Origin of the sequence: Sulfurihydrogenibium azorense Az-Fu1, from assembly GCF_000021545.1 — a bacterium.
Lineage (GTDB): Bacteria > Aquificota > Aquificia > Aquificales > Hydrogenothermaceae > Sulfurihydrogenibium > Sulfurihydrogenibium azorense.
This window is the reverse complement of sequence record NC_012438.1, coordinates 636,383-660,866: the sequence shown is the minus strand read 5'-3', so window position 1 is coordinate 660,866 and position 24,484 is coordinate 636,383. Positions and strand designations below refer to the sequence as shown.

The 24,484-nt window shown below is 33.6% G+C and carries 27 protein-coding genes; 5 read left to right on the top strand and 22 right to left on the bottom strand.

What is annotated here, in order from left to right; translation table 11 throughout:
• Positions 1 to 9: 9 nt before the first annotated feature.
• Positions 10 to 2,439, bottom strand: a complete 2,430-nt coding sequence (gene gyrB / locus SULAZ_RS03535; protein ID WP_012674412.1) for a DNA topoisomerase (ATP-hydrolyzing) subunit B — start codon at positions 2,437 to 2,439, stop codon at positions 10 to 12.
• A 15-nt stretch (positions 2,440 to 2,454) separates the two neighbouring features.
• Positions 2,455 to 3,543, bottom strand: coding sequence for a DNA polymerase III subunit beta (dnaN, locus tag SULAZ_RS03530; protein ID WP_012673481.1), 1,089 nt, complete (start codon positions 3,541 to 3,543; stop codon positions 2,455 to 2,457).
• Between the two features lie 123 nt (positions 3,544 to 3,666).
• On the opposite strand from dnaN, the gene SULAZ_RS03525 reads away from it, so the two are divergent.
• Entirely contained in the window at positions 3,667 to 4,098 is a 432-nt protein-coding gene (locus SULAZ_RS03525; protein ID WP_012674204.1) for a DUF2203 domain-containing protein, read from the top strand.
• Here the strand turns inward: SULAZ_RS03525 and SULAZ_RS03520 are convergent.
• A complete protein-coding gene (locus SULAZ_RS03520; protein ID WP_228357468.1) occupies positions 4,095 to 6,080 on the bottom strand; it encodes an LPS-assembly protein LptD in 1,986 nt (661 codons plus the stop codon). The two genes, SULAZ_RS03525 and SULAZ_RS03520, sit on opposite strands and share 4 nt — an antisense overlap.
• A 236-nt stretch (positions 6,081 to 6,316) precedes the next feature.
• Here SULAZ_RS03520 and SULAZ_RS03515 point away from each other — a divergent pair, with 236 nt between their 5' ends.
• The 4 genes from SULAZ_RS03515 to SULAZ_RS03500 are packed head-to-tail and all read left to right on the top strand — an operon-like array spanning position 6,317 to position 10,176.
• On the top strand, positions 6,317 to 7,165 hold the full coding sequence (locus SULAZ_RS03515) for an IS982 family transposase (RefSeq protein ID WP_012674497.1): 849 nt from the start codon (positions 6,317 to 6,319) through the stop codon (positions 7,163 to 7,165).
• A 59-nt stretch (positions 7,166 to 7,224) separates the two neighbouring features.
• Positions 7,225 to 8,445 carry an OmpP1/FadL family transporter gene (locus tag SULAZ_RS03510; protein ID WP_012673993.1) on the top strand — a complete coding sequence of 407 codons (1,221 nt, stop codon included), beginning with the start codon at positions 7,225 to 7,227 and terminating at the stop codon, positions 8,443 to 8,445.
• Between the two features lie 18 nt (positions 8,446 to 8,463).
• The gene (locus SULAZ_RS03505; RefSeq protein ID WP_012674694.1) at positions 8,464 to 8,955 is read left to right on the top strand and encodes an SCP2 sterol-binding domain-containing protein; all 492 of its coding nucleotides are present in this window, start codon (positions 8,464 to 8,466) and stop codon (positions 8,953 to 8,955) included.
• Positions 8,956 to 9,009: 54 nt separating this feature from the next.
• Positions 9,010 to 10,176: an anthranilate synthase component I family protein gene (locus SULAZ_RS03500; RefSeq protein WP_148205410.1), complete on the top strand. Its 1,167-nt coding sequence runs from the start codon at positions 9,010 to 9,012 to the stop codon at positions 10,174 to 10,176.
• Here the strand turns inward: SULAZ_RS03500 and SULAZ_RS03495 are convergent.
• The 19 genes from SULAZ_RS03495 to SULAZ_RS03410 form a co-directional block, all read right to left on the bottom strand.
• On the bottom strand, positions 10,165 to 10,980 hold the full coding sequence (locus tag SULAZ_RS03495; protein ID WP_012674881.1) for an RluA family pseudouridine synthase: 816 nt from the start codon (positions 10,978 to 10,980) through the stop codon (positions 10,165 to 10,167). The two genes, SULAZ_RS03500 and SULAZ_RS03495, sit on opposite strands and share 12 nt — an antisense overlap.
• On the bottom strand, positions 10,973 to 11,488 hold the full coding sequence (locus SULAZ_RS03490; protein WP_012674073.1) for a DUF4416 family protein: 516 nt from the start codon (positions 11,486 to 11,488) through the stop codon (positions 10,973 to 10,975). Before SULAZ_RS03490 ends, SULAZ_RS03495 begins: the two co-directional genes overlap by 8 nt.
• Positions 11,485 to 12,399: a bifunctional molybdenum cofactor biosynthesis protein MoaC/MoaB gene (gene moaCB / locus SULAZ_RS03485; protein WP_012674901.1), complete on the bottom strand. Its 915-nt coding sequence runs from the start codon at positions 12,397 to 12,399 to the stop codon at positions 11,485 to 11,487. Before moaCB ends, SULAZ_RS03490 begins: the two co-directional genes overlap by 4 nt.
• 14 nt (positions 12,400 to 12,413) lie before the next feature.
• Entirely contained in the window at positions 12,414 to 12,941 is a 528-nt protein-coding gene (gene hpt / locus SULAZ_RS03480; protein WP_012673545.1) for a hypoxanthine phosphoribosyltransferase, read from the bottom strand.
• A 3-nt stretch (positions 12,942 to 12,944) separates the two neighbouring features.
• Entirely contained in the window at positions 12,945 to 13,367 is a 423-nt protein-coding gene (gene rimI / locus SULAZ_RS03475; RefSeq protein WP_012675118.1) for a ribosomal protein S18-alanine N-acetyltransferase, read from the bottom strand.
• Positions 13,357 to 14,244: a multiheme c-type cytochrome gene (locus SULAZ_RS03470; protein ID WP_228357466.1), complete on the bottom strand. Its 888-nt coding sequence runs from the start codon at positions 14,242 to 14,244 to the stop codon at positions 13,357 to 13,359. Before SULAZ_RS03470 ends, rimI begins: the two co-directional genes overlap by 11 nt.
• Positions 14,245 to 14,252: 8 nt before the next feature.
• On the bottom strand, positions 14,253 to 15,491 hold the full coding sequence (locus SULAZ_RS03465; protein WP_012674789.1) for a bifunctional 3,4-dihydroxy-2-butanone-4-phosphate synthase/GTP cyclohydrolase II: 1,239 nt from the start codon (positions 15,489 to 15,491) through the stop codon (positions 14,253 to 14,255).
• Position 15,492: 1 nt separating this feature from the next.
• Complete coding sequence (locus SULAZ_RS03460; protein WP_012673530.1) at positions 15,493 to 15,843, bottom strand: hypothetical protein; 351 nt, start codon at positions 15,841 to 15,843, stop codon at positions 15,493 to 15,495.
• A 79-nt stretch (positions 15,844 to 15,922) separates the two neighbouring features.
• Positions 15,923 to 17,002 carry a bis-aminopropyl spermidine synthase family protein gene (locus SULAZ_RS03455; RefSeq protein ID WP_012675017.1) on the bottom strand — a complete coding sequence of 360 codons (1,080 nt, stop codon included), beginning with the start codon at positions 17,000 to 17,002 and terminating at the stop codon, positions 15,923 to 15,925.
• Between the two features lie 16 nt (positions 17,003 to 17,018).
• Positions 17,019 to 17,849: a polyamine aminopropyltransferase gene (speE, locus tag SULAZ_RS03450; RefSeq protein ID WP_012673674.1), complete on the bottom strand. Its 831-nt coding sequence runs from the start codon at positions 17,847 to 17,849 to the stop codon at positions 17,019 to 17,021.
• Positions 17,850 to 17,862: 13 nt separating this feature from the next.
• Complete coding sequence (locus SULAZ_RS03445) at positions 17,863 to 19,140, bottom strand: M16 family metallopeptidase (protein WP_012674803.1); 1,278 nt, start codon at positions 19,138 to 19,140, stop codon at positions 17,863 to 17,865.
• Between the two features lie 93 nt (positions 19,141 to 19,233).
• A complete protein-coding gene (locus tag SULAZ_RS03440; protein ID WP_012673485.1) occupies positions 19,234 to 19,458 on the bottom strand; it encodes a hypothetical protein in 225 nt (74 codons plus the stop codon).
• 37 nt (positions 19,459 to 19,495) lie between these two features.
• Positions 19,496 to 19,660 (bottom strand): hypothetical protein, encoded by a 165-nt coding sequence (locus SULAZ_RS09015; protein ID WP_012674703.1) that lies wholly within the window; start codon positions 19,658 to 19,660, stop codon positions 19,496 to 19,498.
• 173 nt (positions 19,661 to 19,833) lie between these two features.
• Positions 19,834 to 20,121 (bottom strand): hypothetical protein, encoded by a 288-nt coding sequence (locus SULAZ_RS03435; RefSeq protein WP_012674998.1) that lies wholly within the window; start codon positions 20,119 to 20,121, stop codon positions 19,834 to 19,836.
• A gap of 59 nt (positions 20,122 to 20,180) precedes the next feature.
• Positions 20,181 to 20,855, bottom strand: coding sequence for a cbb3-type cytochrome c oxidase subunit II (locus SULAZ_RS03430; protein ID WP_012674487.1), 675 nt, complete (start codon positions 20,853 to 20,855; stop codon positions 20,181 to 20,183).
• Between the two features lie 15 nt (positions 20,856 to 20,870).
• Complete coding sequence (locus tag SULAZ_RS03425; RefSeq protein ID WP_012674369.1) at positions 20,871 to 22,280, bottom strand: cbb3-type cytochrome c oxidase subunit I; 1,410 nt, start codon at positions 22,278 to 22,280, stop codon at positions 20,871 to 20,873.
• A gap of 18 nt (positions 22,281 to 22,298) precedes the next feature.
• Complete coding sequence (locus SULAZ_RS03420; RefSeq protein ID WP_012674177.1) at positions 22,299 to 23,063, bottom strand: c-type cytochrome; 765 nt, start codon at positions 23,061 to 23,063, stop codon at positions 22,299 to 22,301.
• 103 nt (positions 23,064 to 23,166) lie between these two features.
• Positions 23,167 to 23,487 carry an antibiotic biosynthesis monooxygenase family protein gene (locus SULAZ_RS03415; protein WP_012674663.1) on the bottom strand — a complete coding sequence of 107 codons (321 nt, stop codon included), beginning with the start codon at positions 23,485 to 23,487 and terminating at the stop codon, positions 23,167 to 23,169.
• A complete protein-coding gene (locus tag SULAZ_RS03410) occupies positions 23,488 to 24,429 on the bottom strand; it encodes a dihydroorotate dehydrogenase (RefSeq protein WP_012673766.1) in 942 nt (313 codons plus the stop codon).
• Between the last annotated feature and the right edge of the window lie 55 nt (positions 24,430 to 24,484).

Here is a 24,484-nt window from a genome sequence, read left to right as displayed (position 1 = left end):
TTTTTCGGATTAAATATCTAAATTCCTTACTTCTTTTGCATACTTCATAATAAACTCTCTTCTTGGTTCTACTTTTTCTCCCATTAGGATAGAGAAAACTTCGTCTGCCAGTGCTGCATCTTCTATAGTTACTTGAAGTAATCTTCTGGTTTTTGGATTCATTGTTGTTTCCCAGAGTTGTTCTGGGTTCATCTCTCCAAGTCCTTTGTATCTCTGTACCTCACATCCTGACATGCCCGCTTCAAATATTACATCGTATAAATCATCTAAATCTTCTACTTTAATACTTTTTTGTTTGTAAGATATCTCTACAGGAAGCTCTCCTAACATACTTTTTAGGTGGTTTTCAATCTCTTTAACCTTTAAGTATGCGTAAGATGATAAAAAGTCTATATCTACTTTATTTACAACTTTAGAAAATCTTTCTACTCTTTCTATAAATATTTCGTAGTCTGATTCTTCCGGATTAAACTTATAGTAAATCTCGTAAGATGGTAGTTTTTGTCTTAAAAATTCTACTACTTCTTTAACTTTACCTTTATTTCTTATATCGTCTTCTGTAAGATTTAAACTAAGAAGAGTATCTATCACAACTTTATCTTTTCTTTTATAAAGACTTTCTTTTAGGTTTTTATACTCTTTTGAAAGTTTTGCAATATCTTTTAGTTGAGATTTACTAAAGTTTTTACCTTCTATAGCTATCTCGTCTGTAGCAAAGTCTATAACTATTTTACTGAGTTCTTCATCGTCTTTTACGTATATTTCTGACCTTCCTTTTTTAAGTTTGTAAAGTGGTGGTTGAGCAATGTAGAGATGTCCGTTTTCTATAATCTGTGGGAAAAATCTGTAGAATAGGGTTAAAAGTAAGGTTGTAATGTGAGAACCATCAACGTCAGCGTCAGCCATTAGAATGATTTTGTGGTATCTTAATTTGGATAGGTCAAAACCTTCGTCTTCTTTCTTTTCTTCATCTTCTGATTTTATAGGTAATCCTATTCCGGTTCCTATTGCGTTTACAATTGCTCTTATTTCTTCGTTTGATAGGATTTTATCTATTCTTGCTTTTTCAACGTTTAAAATTTTACCTTTCAGTGGTAGTATTGCTTGGGTTCTTCTGTCTCTTCCTTGTTTTGCAGAACCTCCTGCAGACTCTCCCTCAACTATAAACAGTTCACAGAGTTGTGGATCACTTTCAGAACAGTCTGCAAGTTTACCCGGAAGTGAGCTATCTTCAAGAAATGATTTTCTTCTTGATATCTCTTTAGCTTTCCTTGCAGCTTCCCTTGCTATTGCTGCTTCTATAGCTTTTTCTGCTATTTTTAGTGCAATATCTTTATTTTTTTCAAAGTATTCCAGAAGGTAATCTCCTACAACAGACTCAACTATCCTTTTAACGTCTTGATTTCCAAGCTTTGTTTTTGTTTGACCTTCAAACTGTGGTTCCGGTACTTTTACTGATATAACAGCTGTAAGCCCTTCTCTAAGGTCATCTCCACTTACTCCAGATTTTAACTCTTTTGGAAGTTTCATCCCTGACAAGGTTTTATTCATAGACCTTGTAAGTGCAGCTCGGAAACCTGATACGTGAGTTCCACCTTCCACTGTTTTAATGTTGTTGACAAAACTTTCTATAACTTCGTTATAACTTTTTGTATACTGAAAAGCCACTTCAACTAAAACACCATCTTTTTCACCTTTTACGTATATGACTTCATCAAATAAAGGTTCTTTTGCTTGGTTTAAAACTCTTACAAAGTCAACTATACCGTTTTCAAAGTAAAACTCTTCTTTTATATCTTTTCTTTCATCTATTACAACAAATCTAACTCCCGGATTTAAAAAGGCAAGTTCTCTTACTCTTTTTTGAATTATGTCAAACTTTATAGTGGTAGTTTCAAATATAGAGTCGTCAGGTTTAAAGGTTACCTTTGTTCCTCTTTTTGTTGTATCTCCTACAACTTTCAAAGGATAAACAGGTTTTCCGTAAGAGTACTCTTGTCTGTAAATTTTTCCGTTTCTATAGACTTCTACCACAAGCCAGCTTGACAGTGCGTTAACTACAGAAGCTCCTACTCCGTGGAGACCTCCTGAGTACTGGTAGGCTTTTTTAGAGAACTTTCCTCCAGCTCCTAAAATTGTAAATACCATCTCAACTGCAGGTATTTTAAACTCAGGGTGAATATCTACTGGGATACCTCTTCCGTCATCTTCAACTGTAACAGATCCATCTTGATGGATGATTACAGTAATGTTTTTGGCATAACCTGCCATCGCCTCGTCAACGGCGTTATCAAGAATCTCCCAAACAAGATGGTGAAGTCCTCTTTCTCCTATGTCTCCTATATACATTGCTGGTCTTGCCCTTACGTGGTCAAGACCAGTTACAGCCTGAATTGCTTCCGCGGAATACTCTATATTTTCATTTTTAATCTCTTCCAAATCTAAAGACCTCCTTTAAATATTCATTGGCATTACAACAGCTAAGTAAGGCTCACTTTCATCTTTTGGGACTATTACTGTTTGACTATCTTTGTTTATAAACTTTAAAACAATCTTACTATCTTCAATTTCATCTATAGCATCTATGATGTATTTACCGTTAAATCCTATCTCAAACTCTTCTTGGTTATACTCTATATCTATCTCGTCCTCAGCGTAAGCATCTTCTACTGTAGGTGTTGAAATTATAAGTTTATTTTCTTTCAAGGTTAACTTTATAGGTTTTGCATCACTTTCTTCTGCTACTACAACCCTCTTAACAGAGTCTAAGATATCTCCTTTTAACACTTCTACCTCTATATTAAAAGACTTTGGAATAACCTGAGTGTAATCAGGGAAAACACCTTCTAAAAGTCTTGCTGATAACATCCAGTCAGATCCTTTGAAAAATATACTACTTCCAGATATAGCAACTTCAACATCATCATATTCTGAAACAAGCTTTTTAATCTCACTAAGTGCCTTTTGAGGAACTATGTACTTTCCTTCTATGCTACCACCAGAAACTTCACCTTTGTAAAGAGCCAGTCTATGCCCATCAGTTGCCACAAAATCTAAATACTTCTCCACAAAAGAAAAACATACACCATTTAAAGCAAACCTACTTTCATCTTTAGAAGCTGCATAAACAGTTTTTGTAATACCTTTTAGTAAGGTATCTCCAGATACTCTTACAGCAAGGTCGGCAGGAAACTCTTCAAACACAGGAAAATCTTCTGGATCTGTTGTTGGGAGAGAGTATTTTGTCTTCCCAGATACTATTTTTAAATTGTTTTTATCTAATGTTAAACTTACAGAAGCTGCAGGTAAAACTTTTGATATATCGGTAAGTTTTTTGGCATTAACACATACAGAACCTTCTTCTTTTACATCAGCGTTTATCCAGTAAGTTGTAAAGACTTCTAAATCTGTCCCTTGGATTATCAACTTTCCATTTTCCGCCTTTAAAAGAAAATTTGTAAGAACAGGTAGAGCTGCTTTTTTCTCTGCTATAACCTTTTTAACTGCATCTTGAAAACTTTTTTTATCGACAATGATATCCATTGAAGAAACCCCGTCAGAATTTTTTGTATATACTATTTTATCATTTTTTTAGCTTACTTTTATCATAGAAAAATTTAAAAAGTTTTATGATATTATAGATGTCAAAATTGGCGGAGGATTGATATGTACAAATTTTTTACAGTGAAAGAAGCAAACGCAATCTTACCTCAGATAAAAGTGCTTGTAGAAGAAATAGCAGAAAAAAGAGATGAGATTTACTACAACATAGCAAGATATGAAGAGTTGGCAGACTCAGAAGAAAAAACTGACAAAGAAGACCTTGAAATGATGTATGCTAAAAGTATGGTAATGATGTTAGAATCAGAAATAAAAGAGATTATAGAAACTATACAAAACTTTGGTGTTTTAGTTAAAGGTATAGACCCGGTTATAGTTGATTTTCCATCAAAAAACGATGAAGAAGATATATTCCTCTGCTGGAAGGAAGATGAAGAAGAGATAATGTACTGGCACGGAATAAACGAAGGTTTTAAGGGGAGAAAACCAATATCACTGCTAAAAAATCCTCCAAGAAGGAGTTTTTATAATTTTTAATTCCTTACAAAAGGAAATTTATAATGTATATCTAATATGTTTATCATAACGTATATAGTTTTGTAGTGTTTTTGAGTGGTGATGTTGTAATCGTCTAAATACCCTAATGATAAACTCCAGCACCCTCTATTCCAGTTAAATGTAAACATCTTTCTTTGTGTGTATTTTTGTTGCAGGTTTGTGAGAATATAGCCATTAAAACTGTAATTTAAATAGTTAATAGATAAAGCGTTAGAAATCTGTTTATTTTGTTGTGTATCTCCTTTGTCTTCTATGTAAGATACAGAATAGGTAGCGTATTTATAAATAGGTATAGAAGCTGAAGAAACTGTCCTTGAGATGTTCCTTTTATCCCAGTCGTAGTATAGAATACTGTCAAGGATATAGCCTTTTATATTTAAGAAAATACTATTTTCTAAAGGTTTTGTTTTAGAGTTATACTTAGTATCTCCGATGTAATAGTGGTCTAAAAAGGAATAACCTTGGGATAACTTCCATCGGAGAAAGTAATCATTTTTAAAGTTTAAGATGTTGTAAAGTGTAAGGTCTATATCCTCTTTTTCATTTATACGGTCATTTCTGTCGTAGATAGGTAGATTTGATTGATTTACTTTAGAGATATACTCAAACGAAATTTGAGGGATTATTATGTGGTTAAAATTTGGGTATGTTTTAATAAATGTAGTTTGAGTTGTATTTTTAATAGGAATTAAAAATCTTGTATCTATAGTGTTTTGATTTTTGGTGTTTAAATATAAAGTTAATCTTGGAGATAGTTCAATATTATTTAAAATGCTACCAAAGTAAGTGTAGTTAGACAGTCTTAAGATATTATCAAATCTGAGTCCAGAGGTTCCTTCTTGTCTGTAAAAGTATGTTGATTCTGATAAAAAGTCGTAGAATACAGGTAGATTAAAAAATTGTCTTTCTTTCCAGTAAAATCTTATTTCTGGAAGTTTCTGCAGAGTTTGTTTATTGTTTGGAGCTGTAAGGTCATAAAAGTAGTTAAGGTTAGTTTCTAAAAGGTAGTCTTTTGTGCCTGTTCTTGCTGTAATGTAAGATTGGGTAAATGCTGTGTACTTTAAAAAAGAAAAGTTATAAAAATCTTCAAAGAAGTATTTATCACTTGGAATGTCAATTTTTGTATAAATCTGCCAGTTATTAAAAGGTGAGTAGTTAGTATCTAATCTAACTCTCCATCTGTTTGTTATAGGTGTTTTGTCTCTGTTTTGCCACCAAGAGCCGTTAGATTTTTCTTTAAATAAATCTATCTGTGAGTTTAAATATACACCTTTATCAAACAACTTTCTATATTCTGTAGACAAACCAAATCCTTGTTTATTTCTGTAATCTGTTGTGATGGTTATATCGGAGCTGTCGTTTATAACAAAAAATATTGGTTGTTTGTAAACAAAAGTGTTATAGGTGTCTTGGCCTATGATAGGTTGAAGTAGTCCTGATTTTCTATCAATAGTCGGATAAGAAAAGTAAGGAGTATAAAAAATTGGAATTCTACAGAATCTAAAAGTCATATTGTAAGCTTGAAGTTTATCGTTTTCTTTTAACTTTCCAGATTTTGCTTTGATGTTCCAGTCATACTGATTAAAAGGACAAGAAGAAAACTCTCCATCGGTAAAGTAGTAAGTATCTTTAACTTTTTTTAAATACTTTCCTCTTACTGAGTACACTCCGTCAACTGTTCCCTCGTAATCAAAAATCTCTCCCTCATCATCTTCTATACTAAACCATCCTTTACTACCTGTTCCTTCAAATGTTTTTGTTTTGATGTAAAACTTTTGTGGAAGTGTAATTTTTTTATTTTTTGTATCGTATATAACAACATCAGATTTTAAAACTTTATCAAAGTAAGTGATTACAACATTACCCTTAGCTGTAATAACATCATCTTTATCTCTCTCTACACTATCAGACTCTATTAAAACGTTGTTAACTTCTCCGTATGTAAAAACAAAAAAAGTCAATAGAAATAAAAATATAAATCTCATTAACAACTCTCAAAGATTATCTTTTTCAGGAAAAACAATTATAGCATAACAAACCATTACATTTGGTTAGTGTTTGACAACCTTACAATTTTTGTATTCAATGTTTACCGTAAATAAAAAATTTATTAAACCCTAATTTCCAATTCAAAAAAAGATGAAATAAAAAAACTCCAGTGGTATCATAAAGTAAAACTACCACTGGAGGTAAAATCATGACTTTTAGAGATTATATCATAAACGTTTATATTCTGACAGATGAAATCCTAAAACTCATAAAACATAAACATAAAACAAATAAGCCTAAATTCTCTGATGTAGAGCTTATAACTCTCATCATATTTTCTATGAGCTATAGAAAAGGTGATTACAAAATAACACTTAAGGAATTTAAAGAGAATTACAATGACCTTTTCCCTTATGTTCCTCAATTACCAGCAATAGTAAAAAGAGCTAAAAAACTATATAAACTTGCTCAAGTAATCTCAATCATTCTTACAAATTTATTTTCTGAGAAGATAACCACAGTATACATAGCAGATACAAAACCAATACCTGTTTGTAAAAATCAAAGAATGAAAAGAAACAAGAAAGTTTCTGGTAAGTTATACAAAGGAAACAATGCAGCAAAAGAATGGTTTGGTTTTAAAATAGGATTAATAGTGGATTATTACAAAAGACCGATAGGATATGAGATTATTCCAGCTTCAAAGCATGATATAAACTTTTTAAAGGAAGTAAAAGAGGACAGTGTTTTGATAGATATATTAAACAAAGGGACAATAATAGCAGACAAAGCTTTTAATTCAAAGGATTTAAAAGAAGAATTTAAGAGTTTAGGAATAGAGTTAGAGGCTATAAGAAAGAAGGGGAAAGTACATCACAAACAAAAGGATAAACAAGAGTTTTTAAAGAGAGTAAGGAAGAGAATAGAGACAGTATTTAGCAAGTTATACTATATGGGAATAGAGGATATCAGGGCAGTATCTTTAGAAGGATTTAAAGCTAAGATAAACTTCTTCATTTTAGCTTTAAGTTTTGCTACTTGTCTTGGTTTGTTTTAAAATTATTTAAATTGGAAATTAGAGTTAAAAAATTTATTAAATTATAGGAGGTTAGTATTATGAGAAAAGTTTTAGCGTCAGCGGCAATTCTTGCAGTGGCAGGGTCCGCAATGGCAACAAACGGAGATAACATGATAGGTGTTACTCCAGCATCTCAAGCGATGGGTGGTATTGGTGTTGGTATGCCAATTGGCTCTGTTGATTCAATCTTTAGAAACCCAGCATGGATGAACTCAGAAAAAGGCTTTGCTGTAAGCTTTGGTGGTATTTTATTTATGCCATCAGTAAAAGCAAGATATAATGGTTCAACAAATGGTGATACTGGTTATGTTTCTTCAAGAGCAAACTTCTTTACTGTACCAGAGATAGGAATTACAAACAGAATAAATGATCAAGTGGTTGTCGGTATTGCTGCATACGGTGTTTCTGGTATGGGTGTAGATTATAGAAATAAAGACCCAAGATTAGCAAATATGCATACGACTTTACAGTTTATGAGAATTATTCCGGCTGTTTCTTATCAAGTGAATCCTAATTTATCAGTTGGTGTAGGGCTTAATTTAGCATGGGGTTCTCTTGATATGGGTGCTAATGCAGGCGGAGGTCAATCATCTTCCTATGGTGTAGGCGCACAATTAGGTATAGGTTATAAAGTTGGAGATTTAACAGTAGGTTTTAACTATCAATCTCCTGTTTCAATGAAATATAAGCATGTATTTGATAGTAATGGCGATGGTTCATATGAAGACCTAAAATTACAACAGCCTCAAGAAGTTGCGGCTGGTATTGGTTATAGAGTATTACCAAACTTAAAAGTTGGTTTAGATTTAAGATGGATTAACTGGTCTGATGCAGATGGTTATAAACAATTTAAATGGAAAGACCAAACTGTTATAGCAGTTGGTGGTGAATATCAAGTAAATCAAGCATTAAAATTAAGAGCTGGTTATAACTATGGTAAATCTCCGATCAGAAGCTATTCTGGATTGAACGGAATGATGCCAACAAATAATATACCAAGTTTAGCACAACCTTTCCCAGACTTTAACGTTCAATGGTTCAATCTAATTGGCTTCCCAGCGATTACAGAACACCATATATCATTTGGTGGAAGTTATCAATTTACAAAAAACTTTGCAGTTGATTTAGCGTATGTTCATGCATTTGAGAAAAAAGTTGAATCAAGTGGACAAAATGCTTTAATGGGTGATGCGAACGCAACAGTTGGAGCTAAAAACGCACAAAATGAAGTTGGTATAGCTTTAAGATGGTCTTTCTAAGGTTGGAGGTAGGGAGTTATGAATAAAAAGGTTGTTTTAGGGACAGTTTTGTCCCTTTCTTTTATAAGTATGTCTTACGCAGCTGACCCTTGGATGGGTCCAGAGTGGACTAAAAAGTTCTGTGATTACTGGAATCAAAACCTTCAAACTACTATGGCAGAGTGGGCTGAATATAACGTAAAAAAAGAAAAAGGCTATAAAACAATACAGTTTTACAGACAGGATTGTAATCCTCATAAAAAAGTAGAAGTTAGAATTAAGTATGAAAATGGGAAAGCTGTTTGTATCTATGGTGGAGAAGCAAAAGATCCTAACCCAGAGTTTGTAATGTACGCAACGGACCAAAACTGGAAATCTTTAGCAAAAGGTGAGTTTGGCTTTATGGGTATGGGAATTATGTCAAAAATGACTTTTCAAGGATCAAAAGTTGAAGCTATGAAATTTATGGAGCCTTTTAAAGCCTTTTTAATAGGACTTGGAAAAGTTCCTTACTCCGACTCTTGCCCTTAAAATATAAATCTTCCTCTCCCCTGGAGGGAGGGGGGAGTGTTATATAATATTTTTATGATTTTCCTCTACAGTAATTCTTCTGATGGATGGTTAGGTAAGCAAGGTCTTTTTTTATTCAATAAACCTGTATTTACACTAAAAGTATACAAAAATCGTACCTATCTAAACGGTCGTTTAATAAAAACTAAAAAACCTTTAAAACTTACAGAAAGTATAGTTAAAAAGAAAAAACTTTTTGCAGTAGGCTTTATATCTTACGATTACAACGATTTTATTTTATCTAAAAAGTCTCCCAAAAAAGATGATACAAACTTTCCCCTTATTTACTTAGAGTTTCATAAAAACTACATTGAAGTTGAAAAAAAATTAAAAGATAGCTTTACTTCTAAAGCTCAAAAAGTAATTTTCAACACAACAAAAGATGATTTTATAAAAAAAGTTAACACTGCAAAAAAATATATAGAAAGTGGAGACTTTTATCAAATCAACTTATCCCACAGAATAGATATAAACGGCTATTTTAACAAAGATACAATATTTTTTAACCTAATAAACATCCAACCAACAGATTATATGATGCTTATTAAAAATCCAGAGTTTTCTTTAATATCAGCTTCTATGGAGCTTTTTTTAGAAAAAAATGGGAATTTAATAAAAACAAAACCAATTAAAGGCACAGTAAAGAAAACAGGCAATCCAGAGTTAGACGAAAAATTAAAAGAAGAGTTAAAAACAAGTCAAAAAGAAAAAGCAGAAAACCTTATGATAACTGACCTAATGAGAAATGATTTAGGTAAAATAGCCAACAACATAAAAGTAGATAAATTATTTGAGATAACACAGTACTCAACTTTATACCAGATGAGTTCTACTGTAAGTGGCATATTAAAAGAAGGTTTATCTATTGATAGAATCATAGAAAGCACATTTCCTCCCGGGTCTGTAACTGGAGCTCCAAAAAAGAGAGCTATGGAAGTGATAGAAGAGCTTGAAGATAAAAGAAGGTCTGTTTACTGTGGAGCTACAGTTTTAATAAAGCCTAATCTTAACTTTGTTATGAGTGTAGCCATTAGACAGATTCTCTTTAAGAAAGATAAAGCTTACATATACGTAGGTAGTGGTATAGTATCAGACTCAACTCCGGAAAAAGAGTGGGAAGAAACTTTATTAAAGGCTAAAGCTAACCTTAAAGCAATCGGTTTAGAAAGTTTAAAGGTTTAAATAGTTAAGAACATTTTTAAAATCTGTTGGGATTTCTGCTACTAAGTCTATCTTTTTGTTTTTATAAGGGTGGAAAAATGAAAGTTTATAAGAGTGAAGCATTTGACGATTTACCCTTTTGAGTAAGTTGTGTTCTAACTTTTTAACTCCGTAAATTTTGTCTCCTACTATTGGGTGTCTTATACTTGATAGATGTTTTCTTATCTGATGTTTTCTTCCAGTCTCTATCCTTACTTGAAAGTAAGAAAAGCCATTACCTTTTTTCACAAGTTTTATATGGCTTACTGCAGGTTTATCATCTACTGGTAAATTTACTGTTAAGTGGTTAAAGTTTGCTTCGTTGTGGGATATTGCAAGATAAAGCTTAAATACAATTTTATCTTCCCACAACTCTTTAAATCTTTCAAAAACTTTATAATCTTTTGCAAGTAAAAGTATCCCTGAAGTTTCTTTATCAAGTCTATGAATTGCTTTTATTTTTGGATTTTTTGACTTTTCTCTTAAAATAAACTCTACAGAATCTTTTTCTCTATCACTTAAAAGTGTTGGTGGTTTATTTACAGCTACTATATACTCATCTTCGTAAATTATTTTTAACTCTTTTGTAGCTGGCTGCTGCGGCTGTAGTATTTCAACTACATCTCCTTCTTTTAAAGTGTGAGATGCTATCCAGACTCTTTTGTTGTTTACTAAAACGTTTCTACTGTCTATTATATCTTTTGCTTGGTTTTTTGAGATATTTAAACTTGCTGCGATAAAATCTTTTAGATTAGCAGTTGTCTTTACATAAAATTTTTTAATCATTATCTATCCATTCTAAATAGTATTTTCTTGCTTCGTTAAAAAAAGGAATATTCTCCTTATAATCTAAGTATGTCCATATTAGAGGTTGAAAACTACCATGGTGATACAGTAATTCTATCTCTCCGTAAACACCTTTTCCTATGTAAACCCTTGAACCTTTATACTTGTGGCTTAGAGCTACTACTTGATATTCATCAAGGTAAACTGGGTCGATATTTACTGTCCTGCCACCATTTTCTCTAAAGTTGTCCTCTAAATTCATACAGTAATGTTTTATATTTACACTTTCTTCTCTATTGATTAGACAATCTATAACAAAAAAGCTTTTTAACAAGCCTTCTCCCATTTCCTTTTCATAGTAGCTTGAGTAAGAAAGGGTAAATTCTTGGGTTTTTTTCACTACTTTTCCAAACTTGTTTTCAATTATTTTTAAAACTTTTTCCAGATTTTCCGTCTTTTTTTTATTCCACATTATCCCAAGTAAAAGTAATGCTTTCTTGTCTATCAATGTTTTTTCTCACCTTTAGCCATTCTTATTGCGTGTTTTAAAAGTGGTGCTATCATTTTAAGGTTGTCTCTCACTCCTGAAGAGCTTCCCGGAAGATTTATTATTAAAGTGTGGTCTCCTGCTATGCCACAAACTGCCCTTGATAAAAGGGATTTTGGTGTAAATCTTATCCCTATTATCCTCATAGCTTCTTCAAATCCTATCATCTCTTTTTCTATTACTTCTTTTGTAGCTTCCGGTGTGTTGTCCCTTTTACCAAATCCTGTTCCTCCTGTTGTAAAGATTATGTCTACTTTGTCAGTTAACTGTTTTAACTTTTCAACAATCTTTTCTTTATCATCCGGAAGTATTTCATAGTGGACTACTTCTCCTTTAAACTCATTCTCTATAATATCTATTGCAACTTTCCCACTTTTATCTTCAGCTTCTTTTCTATAGCAACTATCACTTAGAGTAATTACTGCACATTTTAAACCTGATAAATCCTCTTCGTAGTCAGACTTACCACCTTTTTTAGATACAAGCTTTATATCAGATATAACCATGTTTTTATCAAAAGCTTTACACATGTCGTAAACATTTAAAAGGGCAGCTGAAACTGCCGTTAGAGCTTCCATCTCTACACCCGTCCTTCCTATGCATCTAACAAAGGATTTAACGTATATACCATCTTCTTGAAGCTGTACTTCTACAAAAGCTTGGTCTATAAGGATAGGATGACAAAAAGGTAAAACTTCGGGAGTTTTTTTAGCACCAAGTAATCCTGCCATCTGGCTTGCAGTTATTACGTCTCCCTTTGGAATCTGTTTATTTTTTATCATCTCTATTGTTTCTTTTGAAAGGTATATTTTACCTTCTGCTTGAGCTTCTCTAATTGTCTCAAATTTCATTGATACATCTGCCATTTTCATCTCAAAAGCCCTCCTTACACAACTGAGTATATTTCTTTAAAGTTTCTTCCTTCTTCAGCCCAATCAAGTCCGTACCCTACAACAAATTTATCTGGTATAACAAATCCAACGTAATCAGCATCATAATCTACTTCTCTTCTTTCCTTTTTATCAAGTAGTACAACTGTTTTTAACTTTTTTGGATTTCTTAGACTTAGAGCTTCAACTAAAGCTTTTAAAGTCCTTCCTGTATCTATAATATCATCTACAATCAAAACATTTTTATCTTTAATATCAACAGACATATCTTTTATAAAGACAACTTCTCCTAGACTTTCCATCGATGTTTTATAAGATGAAACTTGCATAAAATCAATGTAAACTTTCCCTTCTAAATTTCTCACTAAATCTGCAAAAAACATAAAAGACCCTTTAAGTATTCCAACTACGTAGATTTCTTCTCCTTGAAAATCTTTGTTTATTTTGTCTGCAATCTCTAAAACTTTTTTCTTAATATCGTCTTGGGGTATTAAAAGTTCAAGTTTCCTTCCTTTTATTTCCATCCTTTACTCCTTTAAATCTTTTTTCATAACTATTGCATCTTTTCCGTCGGCGTAATATTTTTCTCTAACTGTTAAAAACTTAAATCCTAATTTTTCATAAAGCTTCTTTGCAGGTTGGTTATCTATCGCAACCTCAAGGTAAACAGATTTAACGCCTTTCACATTTAAATACTCAAATGTTTTTTCAAGTAAAATTTTACCATATCCTCTACCTTGAAACTCCTTCTTTATAGCTAAAATTGTTATTTCAGCTTCATCAAACAGATACCAAAACTGAATAATGCCTATGATTTCACTGTTATCTTCTAAGAAAAAAGTTTTGAATAAATCAGATTTTTTATCAAGAATAAACTTTTCACCGAATATATCTTTTAAAATAGACTCAACAAAGGGGTATTCTTCGTCTCTAACTTCTCTAAAAGTCATAAGATGCTATTTTTTCAGCTTCTTTCTGCCATGATAGTTTTCTACTTAGAGAAACTTTAACTTTATCATAGCTTTCAAGGTAAGGAATGTTAATAACTTTTTCTTGTTTAGGTAAAAATGCTTCTTTTGGAGTAATCATATAAGAGTCTGTGTAAACTTCTTTACCATCTTTGTATATTACAATATCTACGTAATACTTAGGATTGCCGTGGTCTGCTGTTGGAACGTTATGGGGAACCTTTAAGTTAGTTATTTTTAAAACAACACCTGAACTGTCTTTAGATATCTTTACGTCAAAGAAGTCTTTTTTAGATTTTGGAACCATAAAACCGTGGTGATGAACTTCTTTAGATGCGTGAAACAGGTCAAATGGAAACTTTTGGATAAGTTTGCCTTTTTCGGAAGGCATATGGCACTGTTGACAGTTTTTTTCTGTGGCAACTGTTTTCCACTGTTTATAAGTCTCTTGATGACATCCAGAACATATTTCTGCTTTTGTGTACTGTAAGTCCTGAGTTGATGGGTGAGGTGGTGAGAATACATCGTAAGGTCCGTGCATAGATTTAGTTGAATCTCTAAAGTGGCATGCTACACAGTTAACACCATCTTCTCTATGAAAATCTCTTAAATTCGGTTTGTCGCTAACTGTTATCTCATAAGGTGCATGACAGGATAGACACTTTGTTTTTGAATAATTTTCTGATGCTCTTTTAAATTCTTCGCTAGTCCAAGCTACTGCATGTCTGGAATCTTTCCACTGATTGTATATATTCTGATGACACTCTGAGCATCTTTTTGCTACTGGTCTTTGTAAAAGGTCTTTTTCTTGGAAAACATCTTTTACTTTATCACAGGAAAAAAGTAAAAACCCTCCCAAAAGGAGAATTATAAATCGCATTTCTCTCCCTCAAAATCTTCTATTAAATGTCCTAACTTATTCTTTTTAGCTAGGATGTAATTTTTATTATGAGGATTTGTACCTGTAAATATAGGTACTCTCTCTACAACTTCTAATCCAAAACCTTCCAGAGCAACTATCTTTCTTGGATTGTTAGTCATAAGTCTCATTTTTCTAACTCCAATGTCCAGTAGTATCTGAGCCCCTGTTCCAAAATCTCTTAAGTCTGATTGGAATCCTAATTTATGGTTTGCTTCTACAGTATCGTACCCTTCATCTTGTAATTTGTATGCTTTTAGCTTGTTTATAATACCTATACCTCTACCTTCATGACCTCTCATATAAACCAGTACACCTTTTCCTTCTTCAGCTATCTTCTTAAGTGCTTGATGGAGCTGATTTTGACAATCACATCTAAGAGACCCGAAAATATCTCCTGTCAAGCATTCTGAGTGAACTCTAACTAAAGTAGGCTCGTCCGGGTTTATATCTCCCATAACAAGTGCAACGTGCTCATTTCCATCAACAAGACTTTTATAACCGTATATTTTAAACACTCCGTACTTTGTCGGTAAAAAGGCTTCTGCTTCCCTTGATATAAGTTTTTCTCTTTTTAACCTATACTGGACTAAATCTGCAATAGTTATTATCTTTAAGTTATGTTTTTTTGCAAACTCTACTAAATCTGGAAGTCTTGCCATAGTTCCATCTTCTTTCATTATCTCACATATAACACCTGCAGGGTACAGTCCCGCCAGTTTAGCCAAGTCAACGGAAGCTTCTGTATGTCCCGTTCTCTCTAACACTCCACCTTTTTTTGCCATTAAAGGGAAAACGTGTCCTGGTCTTACAAAATCTTCTGGTTTAGCATCAGGACTTACAGCAAGTTTTATAGTCACAGCTCTATCAAAAGCAGATATACCAGTTGTAGTTCCATATTTTGGATGAGCATCTATTGATACACAAAAGGCTGTTCCTTTCGGGTCTGTGTTATAAGTGGTCATAAGCGGTATATCAAGTTCTTTTAACCTCTCTGGAAGTAAAGACAAACAGATTAAACCTCTACCTTCTTTTGCCATAAAGTTTATTATCTCTGGTGTTATCTTTTCAGCAGCTGCCACTAAATCCCCTTCGTTTTCTCTATCAGGGTCATCTACTACTATAACCATCTTTCCTTCTTGAATATCTTTAATTGCTTCCTCTATAGTATTGAATTTAATTTCCATCTTATTCCTCTTTCTTCTCTTTATTAGTAAAAAACATTTTAACACTGTTTACAAAATTTTCAATTTTCTCCTTTATCTCTTCATACTTTTCTTTTATCTTGTCTTTAAACGTTTTTGGTTTTTCATTTTCTTCTATTCCTAATATTTCGTTAATCTGTTTTTGTTTTTCTTGTTGTGATAAATCTACCTTTTTATCTTCTTTATTTTGTTCTTCTGATTTTTCTACATGATTTTCTAAATGTTTACCAGAGTATACGTAGTTAGTAAAATCTTCCCACGATTTAAACGGAAAATTTTGGTAAATATAGTAAACCCCCACTAAAATTAGTATAGCGTAGATAACTTTTTTCATAATAGATAAGTATAGTTTAAATTAGATTATTTAGCAAGAAGAAATTTTAAGAAGGGGGAAAGCCCCCTTAAAGGATATTTTAAGTTGTTGAACCTTCTTCGTCTAAGTATAACTCTCTGAATACTTCGTCTGTTATTTGAACGTTTTCACCTTTAAATCCTGGAAGAGCTTCCATTCTTACCCATGCAGACCTGTACCATATATCAGTTGGAACTTTGTTTACAGGTGCAACCTCTTGAGCTTTTGTTTCTGCATGGTAATCCCAGTTCATGTAAGCGTTAAAGTCTTGAATTATATCAGTTATAACCATTCCGTAGTCGTTTATAAGAGCTTTTTGGAATTGATGCCATCTGGTTATAGATGAGTCTCTCAATGTAAGACCAAAGTATCCTACACTGCCCTCTTGTCTTAAAGCAGCTATACCTCTTGCTATAAATGCTTTAAAAGCTTTTAATGTCTCTGGTGGGTCTGTAATAAAAACGTCAAAAGATTTTAACCACTCTTCAGGGAATGGGTTTCTAAGATCAAATCTTATAGCTTCTGCGTTATCTATTCCAAGTTCTTTAAATATTCTGTTGTCAAAATCTATAGACCTTTCGTCTATATCAAGGATTAAAACTCTTCTTGGCAGTCTTGTTAATGCTACTGCTAAACCTGTAAGGTCGTCTTCAGCTCCCATAACAAGTATATCTCTATCCCTTAAATCTTCTCTTGAATCAAGGAATAGTACCCTTGAAACTGTTGTTTCTGGAGTCACACTACCTTGGTCATACTCTTGAATTGCTTTTGGTCTATCTTTTGTTACTTGTAAAAATGTATGGTACCAATCTAAATTTGCATAGAAAGGTATTCCTCTTCCTTCACAAGCTTTACAAGAGTAGTCAACTGCCGGAGGGATTTTTAGATCTTTTACAAGTTGTAATCCTTTTTCTGTTAAAAGGATTTCATCGTTTTCAATTTTAGCTAAGCTTTCTGCAACGAGCTCTTTAACTATTTGAGAAGTTGCTGGAACAGGTTGGTCCGCAAGGTCTACAACCTTCCAAAAGTCAGACGTAGTTAAAAGCCCTGCTAAAACTCTCTCAACACTTCTACCATAGAGCTTGATACCTGTTTTTTCAGAAGCTCTCTGTGCGATAACGTTTAAAACTTCTCTTGCCAATTTCTCACCTCTTTAGTTATTTTATTAAATCTGATACAAATTTAGGTAGTGCAAAAAGAGAAGTATATATTTTATCACAAAAGTACTTTGTATTCAAATCTTTGATTTTTTCGTAATCTTTTTCTGAAGAATCCAATATATTCACATCGTCAGAAGCCATTGTAAAACTCCACATTCCAGCTGGATAAGTAGGTATAAACGCAAGGTATGTCCCGTAGTTTTTAAAGACTTTTTGTATCTCTTTCACAGCTGTTTTAAAGTACTCTTCTTGTAAAAAAGGAGATTCTGTCTGAGCAGTCATTATACCGTTTTTTCTTAGAGAAGCTTTTACTTTTTCATAAAAAGCTCTTTTAAATAAAGCCTCAGCAGGTCCAACAGGGTCAGATAAATCAAGTAAAATAACATCGTAATACTCTTTTCTTTCATCTAAAAATTTATTTCCATCCTCAACAAAGATAGACACTTTTGGATTGTTTAACTCACAGGATATAGTAGGTAGGTACTGTTTTGATATGTTTATAACATCTTCATCTATCTCACATAAATGAACTTCCTTTACAGAAGGATGTTTCAACACTTCTCTTACAGTTCCACCATCTCCACCGCCGATAACTAATACCCTTTCAGGGTTTTGATGTTTTATCAAAGCTGGATGTGCAAGCATTTCATGGTATATAAACTCATCTCTTTCAGTTGTTTGAACAGCTCCGTCAAGTACAAGCATTTTTCCGTATTCGTAAGTATCAAGTAAGAGTATCTCTTGATACTTTGATTGGACATGTTTTGCTTCTTTTACTTTAACTGTTAAGCCCGTGTTTTTAGTTTGATATTCTGTAAACCAAATCAATTCTTTCCTCCTTTTATGGTTTTATTACTATACAAGTAGAACCTTGGTTAAAATACTTATCGTAAAGAGGCTCTAAATCCTTCGATTTAACTTTTTTTACTAAATCTGTATACATTTTATCCATTTGATAACCAAGTCCAACAGTCTCAAACCAACCTAAGTAGTAAGCTTGTTTTACTCTCGTTTGATGATCCATTAAAAATCCACCAATAATCTTTTCCTTTGCAGTGTTTATCTCTTCTTCTTTAATTCCCTCTTTTAAACTTTCAACAACTTTTTTAATCCCTGATACAGACTCTTGTGTTTTTTTTGGGTCTGTACCTATATAAGCTACTACGGTACCTATATTTATTCTGGCAGGGAAAAATGACCCTACTGCATAGGCAAGTCCTCTCTTTTCTCTAAGTTCTTGGAATAGTCTTGAAGTAAATCCACTTCCAAGTATTGAGTTTAAAACTCTAAAAGGTATATAGTCTTTATCTTTAACTGTAGGAGCATTGTAAGCTATCATAATTGTAGATTGCGCGCCTTCTCTCTTTATCTCTTTACAAGGGATGTTTTCAATTTTTTTATCTATTTGAACGTAGTTAAAAGTTTTTCCCCTTGGAATACTGTTGAATACCTTTAAATACTCGTAAGCCTTTTTATACTCTAAATCTCCTACGATAGAGATTACCATTCTATTTCCATTGTTTAACTCTTTCCATCTATTTAATACATCTTGGATAGTTATATTAGGAATAGTTTCTTCTAATCCTAAAGGAGAGTATTCATAGTTTGTTCCCTTGAAAATCTCTTTTCTCAATTGGTCAAATCCGTATGCAAAACCTTCTTCTTTTTTGGCTTTTATTTGAGCTACTACATTATTTTTCTCTTGCTCTAACTTATCCTCAGGAAACTTTGGGTTATTTAAAATATCCCCAATAATAGCTAAAGCTTTGGGAAAATCTTCTACTTTTACAGCAAAATCTATTTCTGAAAAATCCTCAGATGTAGATACTGATATAAATCCTCCACTATCTTCAAAAAATTTACTTATCTCATACTGAGAATAATTTTTTGACCCTTGAAGTAAAAGCTTCAAAGTCAAGTTAGTTAAACCAGCTTTTTCTTTTGTATCTTCAAAACTCCCACCTTTTATAAAGATTGAACCTCCTATTATTCCCTTACCTTCAGTCTCTTTGTATATCAGCGTAACACCGTTAGGATAGACAGTTTTAACCAAATTTTCTCCTCCAAAAGAAAGGTAAAACAAACAGATATTTAATATGAGTATTAACCTAATTACCATAACAAACCTCATGATTTAAATAAAAAGATTATATCATAAAAAGAAAAAGCCCCCATAAAAGGGGGCTTGTATTTTGGAAACTGTTGATAAAAATTAGTTTCTCATTAACTCTCTGAGCCAGATATACTTATCAGCAGCTTCTGCACCTTGTCCTACTACTGACATCCACCCAAGGAAGTCTGGAATCCAGTCAAAAACTATGTACGAAACTGTAAATAGAATGTAACCTATCCAGAACATCATCCACCAAGTTGGAACTGCATCTGTAACGTAGGTTATTTTGTCTATTGCTCTTGTGTTTTCTAAATGTCCAGCCATATTTTAACACCTGGTAAACCAAAGTGTATTATAAGCTTTACTTTATACACTTTGGGCTGGGGTATTTATATTCCGCCTTTTTCAGATGCAAGCAATCCCCAGCTGGCGGTATTTTGCTTGCATCATAGTCCCTGTCCCAAGAAACAGGAACTAACCCTACTGCTACCCTATCCCAATCCCCTTCAACCAGTATTGGCTTCAAGGGTGATAAGTCCTTGTTGAGAGACTTACCCAGAATAGGGATAGCAAGGGCTACCTTTACAACTTGCCATAGTTTATAGCTTGCTTACTGCAAGCCCCTCACCTGTGCCTTCCATCGGTTGACAGGTTCTTGGGTCTATGGCTCACTGTAAAGGCTTTGTCTTATTCTTTTTATTAATACATCCCAGCTTTTTTTTCAGCTTCTATTATTTTTTCTTCCTTTTCTAACAATTCGTACTTTGGACCTTCAATATCTTTAAAATCACCTTTTAAGTAAGAGTAAATAAATAAAGTTAACCAACCTGTTAGAGCTATTACATAAGTTATTACTTCTACTAAAAATCCTTTAAGCTCGAATCCAGCCTCTAAGTACGCAACCGTTCTAACTGCTATAATAGACCCTACAACGAAAAGGAATATAAACATTATCATCAAAGAAACTGTGCGTTGTGTTATCTTCATTTAATCCACCTCCGGTGGCATTAAAAGGGGGTGAAAACCCCCTAATACCAATAAATTCATTACTTCAATGCCCACTCTTTAGTTGGTTTTACTTCCCAAGATCCAAGCCACATAATATAAGTAAGTAGTCCTATGCCTCTTTCGTTAGGAACTATATTACCATTTTTATCCTTTTCAAAGTACCAAGGATATCCAGGCATATTAGATCCGGGAGAAGTTGTTTGAGGGTCGTATAAATGAGCAACTTGCCAATCAACATTGTGTACTGCAGCTTCTCTTATTAGGTCTGGACCAATTCTCTTTGTACCCCATAGAACTGGAGCTTGTAGTTCATTTTGATACTCAGAAGGATAAGATACTGTGTTAGATACACCCGGTATTCCAAATCTGAGGGTCTCGTTAGAAACTGGTCTTATCATCTGAGAGTGGCAGTTCCAACATCCTTCTGCAACATACCAGTGATGTCCAATTCTTAAAGCCTTTTCAAAAGACTTCTCATTTACTTCACCATAATACTTTTTAAACTGTTCAGGATAGTACATGGCTATTCTTTCAAAATCTGCCCAAGCAGATGTATTTTTAGCCTTAGCTTCAGCTGCAAGGTCTGAAACTTTTTTCATTGGTATATCTTTTAATACAAAGATAGGCAAAGCCCAAGATATAAAGTCTGCAAATAAGAAGAACAACAGCCCTGCTACTAAGACTACAAACGGAAAACGTTCCATTTTACCCATTTTCAACCACCCCCATTATGCATTTCTGAGTTGAGCTTCTAAACCTTTTCCAGCTGTTGCTGTTTTGTAGAAGTTCATAGCATACATTAGTAATCCAGTTAACATCATAATACCAGCAACAGATCTAAAGTACCAGAAAGGTTTAGAGAAGTTTACAGAGTCTATCCAAGGGTTTAATCCTATCCAGTCAAATCCTTGTACTAGTCCAGCAGCTGTAAGGTCAACGAACATAGCGATAACACCTATTGTTAACAACCAGTAAGCACCTTCTGACATACCTTTTGAGTACATTGTTTCTTTACCAAACAGTCTTGGCCATACATACTCTGCCATTCCAAGAACCCACATACCAAATGTTCCAAACATTATAAGGTGTGCGTGTCCAGTAACCCAGTCTGTAAAGTGAATTACTTTTTGGAAAGTTAAAGTAACATGAAATGCACATTGGAAACAAGTAATCCAGTAAAATATAGCTCCTGTATACATATATCTTAGTGGTACATTGTATTTGAGTACTTCTGCAGATCCTCTTAAAGTCATCATAAAGTTGATTAGAACTGATGTAACTGCAAACTCAATAGCAACTGTTGCAAATACAGCTGAGTACTGAGCAAACATTGGAATTGGAGACCACAAAAAGTGGTGAACACCATTCATAGGATAGAAGAATGCTAATCCCCAGAAACCAAGTAAAGAAAGACCATGAGACCACATTGGTTTTTTCATGATAACAGGAACAAAGTAGTACATTAATCCCCATGCAACTGGAGTAACGTAAAGACCAACTAAATCGTGAATAAATGTAGATTGAACTGCTCCTGCTCCAGAACCTGCAGACCAGAACCTTGGTATAAAGTTACCCATAAATACAACAAGAGGAGTCCATACTAACATTGCAGAAACATACCAACCTGTAACATAAAGTGGAGCTTTTTGAGATGCTTTAAGTATAGGAGTACCAAACTGAACAGCATGTAGTAACAACCAAGCAACTATAATTGGATCAAGCCACCATGGAGTTTCACCCCATTCAACGTTGTCTGCTTGACCTAAGAAAAGTATAGCTACAACAGTTATTAAAACTGCTGCTTGAAGACCTATAAACATAAATCCTCCAAGATACTTTTCATCAAAAACTTTGTACCCTGTAAATCTTGGAACAGCCCAGTAAAGCAATCCAGTAAACATGTTTACCAAAAATCCATAAGCCGCTCCTGCAGTGTGAATCATTCTTACTCTACCAGGAGATAAAAACTCAATACCCGGGAAAGGATATATACCGTCAAGCTGTAAAGAGTAAAGGAATCCCATTAAACCTACGATGATAAAGAATATCAAACCCATTGCAACGTGTAGCTTAACAAGTGTATAGTTAACCAAATTGGTTAACTGAACTTCACCTGCTGTTGTTGTAGCAGCTGCCATTTTAAGCACCTCCTTTTATTATTTTCCTTGGTTCATTAAATACGCTATGTAAGAAACTAAATGCCATCTGTCTTCTTCTGATAAATGGTCAAACTTAGGCATTGGAGATCCTTCTAAACCAACAGTTAAAACTCTGAACGTATCTTTTGGAGAAGGACCTGCTGCTCTTACGGGATAAGTTAAGTTTGTTGGCGGAACAGGTAAAGTTGCCGCAATTGGACCATCTCCTTTTCCGTTTTCACCGTGACAAGCTGTACAGTTTGCTGCATACAACTCTTTTCCTTTTTCAATAGACTCTTTAGTTCCAAAATAAGGTGGTATTTCTTTAATCTTTGTGTAAACAGACTCTCCAGGTTGTTCTTTTTTCCATCTATCAGAGAATGTTTTGATGTAAGCAATAACAGCTCTCTTTTGAACTTCAGGTACTAAGTGAAAAGATGGCATTGGAGTTTGAGGAATACCCCAGTTTAATACATGTAAAAGGTCTTCATCTGTTGGAAGTGTACCTTCTGGAGTTGACTTCCATCTAAACACACCAGTGTGAAAGTTTGGTGGTTTGTCTTTGAAGAAAGGAGCTGCCATACTGTTACCATCTCCGTTTTCACCGTGACAACCTACACAGAACTTGTTGTAAACCTTACGACCCCCCTCTTCCATCTCTGTAAGCTCAGCTGTTTTTTTAGCTTGAGCCGGTTTAGAAGAGTAAACGTGGAGCAATCCGTACACGAAAAGTGCCGGGAAGAAGAAGAACAGGATCCACCTGATAGTTGTGTTTTCTCCCATGAAAACAACCTCCTATAGAATATGATTTAAATCAATATTAAACAATTTGTAAATAAATTTCAAGCTTATAATTTAATGTTAAATTTTGTAAAAATTAACATAGCTATACTTCTTTGATAACTTCATATATTTCTACAGAAGGATTTCCAACAAACCATTCTTTTGGTGGAGGATTTTTATGTGCTTCTGCAAAGGCTTGGCTCTTTGTGTAATTTAAAAAACTTTCCATATCTTTCCAGTAGGTAATTATTACAACTTGATTGTTCTGTGGCATTGATGGAAAACTTCTTCCTGCTAAAATTTTCATACCTAAAAAACCTTCCATCTTGTCTATTCCGTGCTCTCCAAACCTTTCTTTAGACCTTTCTTCAAAATCTTTCATAAACTCTGATTTGATTGGAAATTTTGTTAAAACAACAATCACTTAAACCTCCTTTAAAATCATTTTATGGGCTTTTCCTACCATTTCACTGTAATGACTATAACCTTTTTTAATCACATGTTGCTTTAAACCGTCAATTATTTTCAACGGAGAGTATGGGTCGTAAAAGTTTGCAGTTCCTACCTGTATAGCAACAGCTCCAGCAAGTATATGTTGAAGAGCATCCTGTGTGTTTGATATACCACCTACACCAATTATGGCTACTTTACTACCATACTTTGCATAAACTTGCCATATCATTCTAACGGCTATAGGTAAGATTGCCGGTCCAGACAATCCGCCTGTTATTGTAGATAGGATAGGTTTTTCTCTTTCTACATCTATTGCAACACCTAAAAGAGTATTTATCAATACTAATCCATCAGCATTGGCACTAACGCAAGCATCTGCAGTATCAAGTATGTTTGTCACATTTGGAGATAGTTTGACTAAAAGAGGTTTTTTGGTTATCTTTTTCAGCTTGTAAACAAGGTCGTAAAGGACTTGAGGGTCACTTCCGAAGGCTATTCCACCTTTTTTTACGTTAGGACAAGAAACGTTTAGCTCAAGTCCATCTACACCGTCGGCTCTATCTAACCTTTCTGCAACGGCTAAATATTCCTCTTCATCTTCTCCAAAAACGTTTGCAAATATTCTTGTATCATACTTTTTCAACTTAGGTAAGGTTTCATTTATAAAGTAATCTACCCCAGGATTCTGTAGTCCTATAGAGTTAAGCATTCCGGCAGGAGTTTCAACAATTCTTTCTGGCATATTACCTTTTCTTGGTTTTAAAGAAAGCCCCTTTACAACTATGGCACCAAGTAGTGATAGGTCGTATAACTTTGCAACTTCAAGACCATAGCTAAAAGTCCCTGAAGCAGTCCAAACAGGATTTTTAAACTCTATTCCAAACAGTGTATGTTTTAAAACATCTTTTTCCATTACCTGACCTCTTTCAATGATAAAATAATATCATACCCTAAAGATAAAGGAGTAT

Bases quoted from the DNA above. Each gene is read 5' to 3' on its own strand.
- SULAZ_RS03500 (WP_148205410.1), top strand. From the start codon at position 9,010: ATGATTTTCCTCTACAGTAATTCTTCTGATGGATGGTTAGGTAAGCAA.
- SULAZ_RS03410 (WP_012673766.1), bottom strand. From the start codon at position 24,429: ATGGAAAAAGATGTTTTAAAACATACACTGTTTGGAATAGAGTTTAAA.
- SULAZ_RS03420 (WP_012674177.1), bottom strand. From the start codon at position 23,063: ATGGGAGAAAACACAACTATCAGGTGGATCCTGTTCTTCTTCTTCCCG.
- moaCB (WP_012674901.1), bottom strand. From the start codon at position 12,399: ATGAAAATGGCAGATGTATCAATGAAATTTGAGACAATTAGAGAAGCT.
- SULAZ_RS03510 (WP_012673993.1), top strand. From the start codon at position 7,225: ATGAGAAAAGTTTTAGCGTCAGCGGCAATTCTTGCAGTGGCAGGGTCC.
- SULAZ_RS03440 (WP_012673485.1), bottom strand. From the start codon at position 19,458: ATGGCTGGACATTTAGAAAACACAAGAGCAATAGACAAAATAACCTAC.
- SULAZ_RS03505 (WP_012674694.1), top strand. From the start codon at position 8,464: ATGAATAAAAAGGTTGTTTTAGGGACAGTTTTGTCCCTTTCTTTTATA.
- dnaN (WP_012673481.1), bottom strand. From the start codon at position 3,543: ATGGATATCATTGTCGATAAAAAAAGTTTTCAAGATGCAGTTAAAAAG.
- SULAZ_RS03430 (WP_012674487.1), bottom strand. From the start codon at position 20,855: ATGGGTAAAATGGAACGTTTTCCGTTTGTAGTCTTAGTAGCAGGGCTG.
- SULAZ_RS03460 (WP_012673530.1), bottom strand. From the start codon at position 15,843: ATGAAAAAAGTTATCTACGCTATACTAATTTTAGTGGGGGTTTACTAT.
- SULAZ_RS03525 (WP_012674204.1), top strand. From the start codon at position 3,667: ATGTACAAATTTTTTACAGTGAAAGAAGCAAACGCAATCTTACCTCAG.
- SULAZ_RS03425 (WP_012674369.1), bottom strand. From the start codon at position 22,280: ATGGCAGCTGCTACAACAACAGCAGGTGAAGTTCAGTTAACCAATTTG.
- hpt (WP_012673545.1), bottom strand. From the start codon at position 12,941: ATGGAAATAAAAGGAAGGAAACTTGAACTTTTAATACCCCAAGACGAT.
- rimI (WP_012675118.1), bottom strand. From the start codon at position 13,367: ATGACTTTTAGAGAAGTTAGAGACGAAGAATACCCCTTTGTTGAGTCT.
- SULAZ_RS03435 (WP_012674998.1), bottom strand. From the start codon at position 20,121: ATGAAGATAACACAACGCACAGTTTCTTTGATGATAATGTTTATATTC.
- SULAZ_RS03495 (WP_012674881.1), bottom strand. From the start codon at position 10,980: ATGATTAAAAAATTTTATGTAAAGACAACTGCTAATCTAAAAGATTTT.
- SULAZ_RS03445 (WP_012674803.1), bottom strand. From the start codon at position 19,140: ATGGTAATTAGGTTAATACTCATATTAAATATCTGTTTGTTTTACCTT.
- SULAZ_RS03515 (WP_012674497.1), top strand. From the start codon at position 6,317: ATGACTTTTAGAGATTATATCATAAACGTTTATATTCTGACAGATGAA.
- SULAZ_RS03465 (WP_012674789.1), bottom strand. From the start codon at position 15,491: ATGGAAATTAAATTCAATACTATAGAGGAAGCAATTAAAGATATTCAA.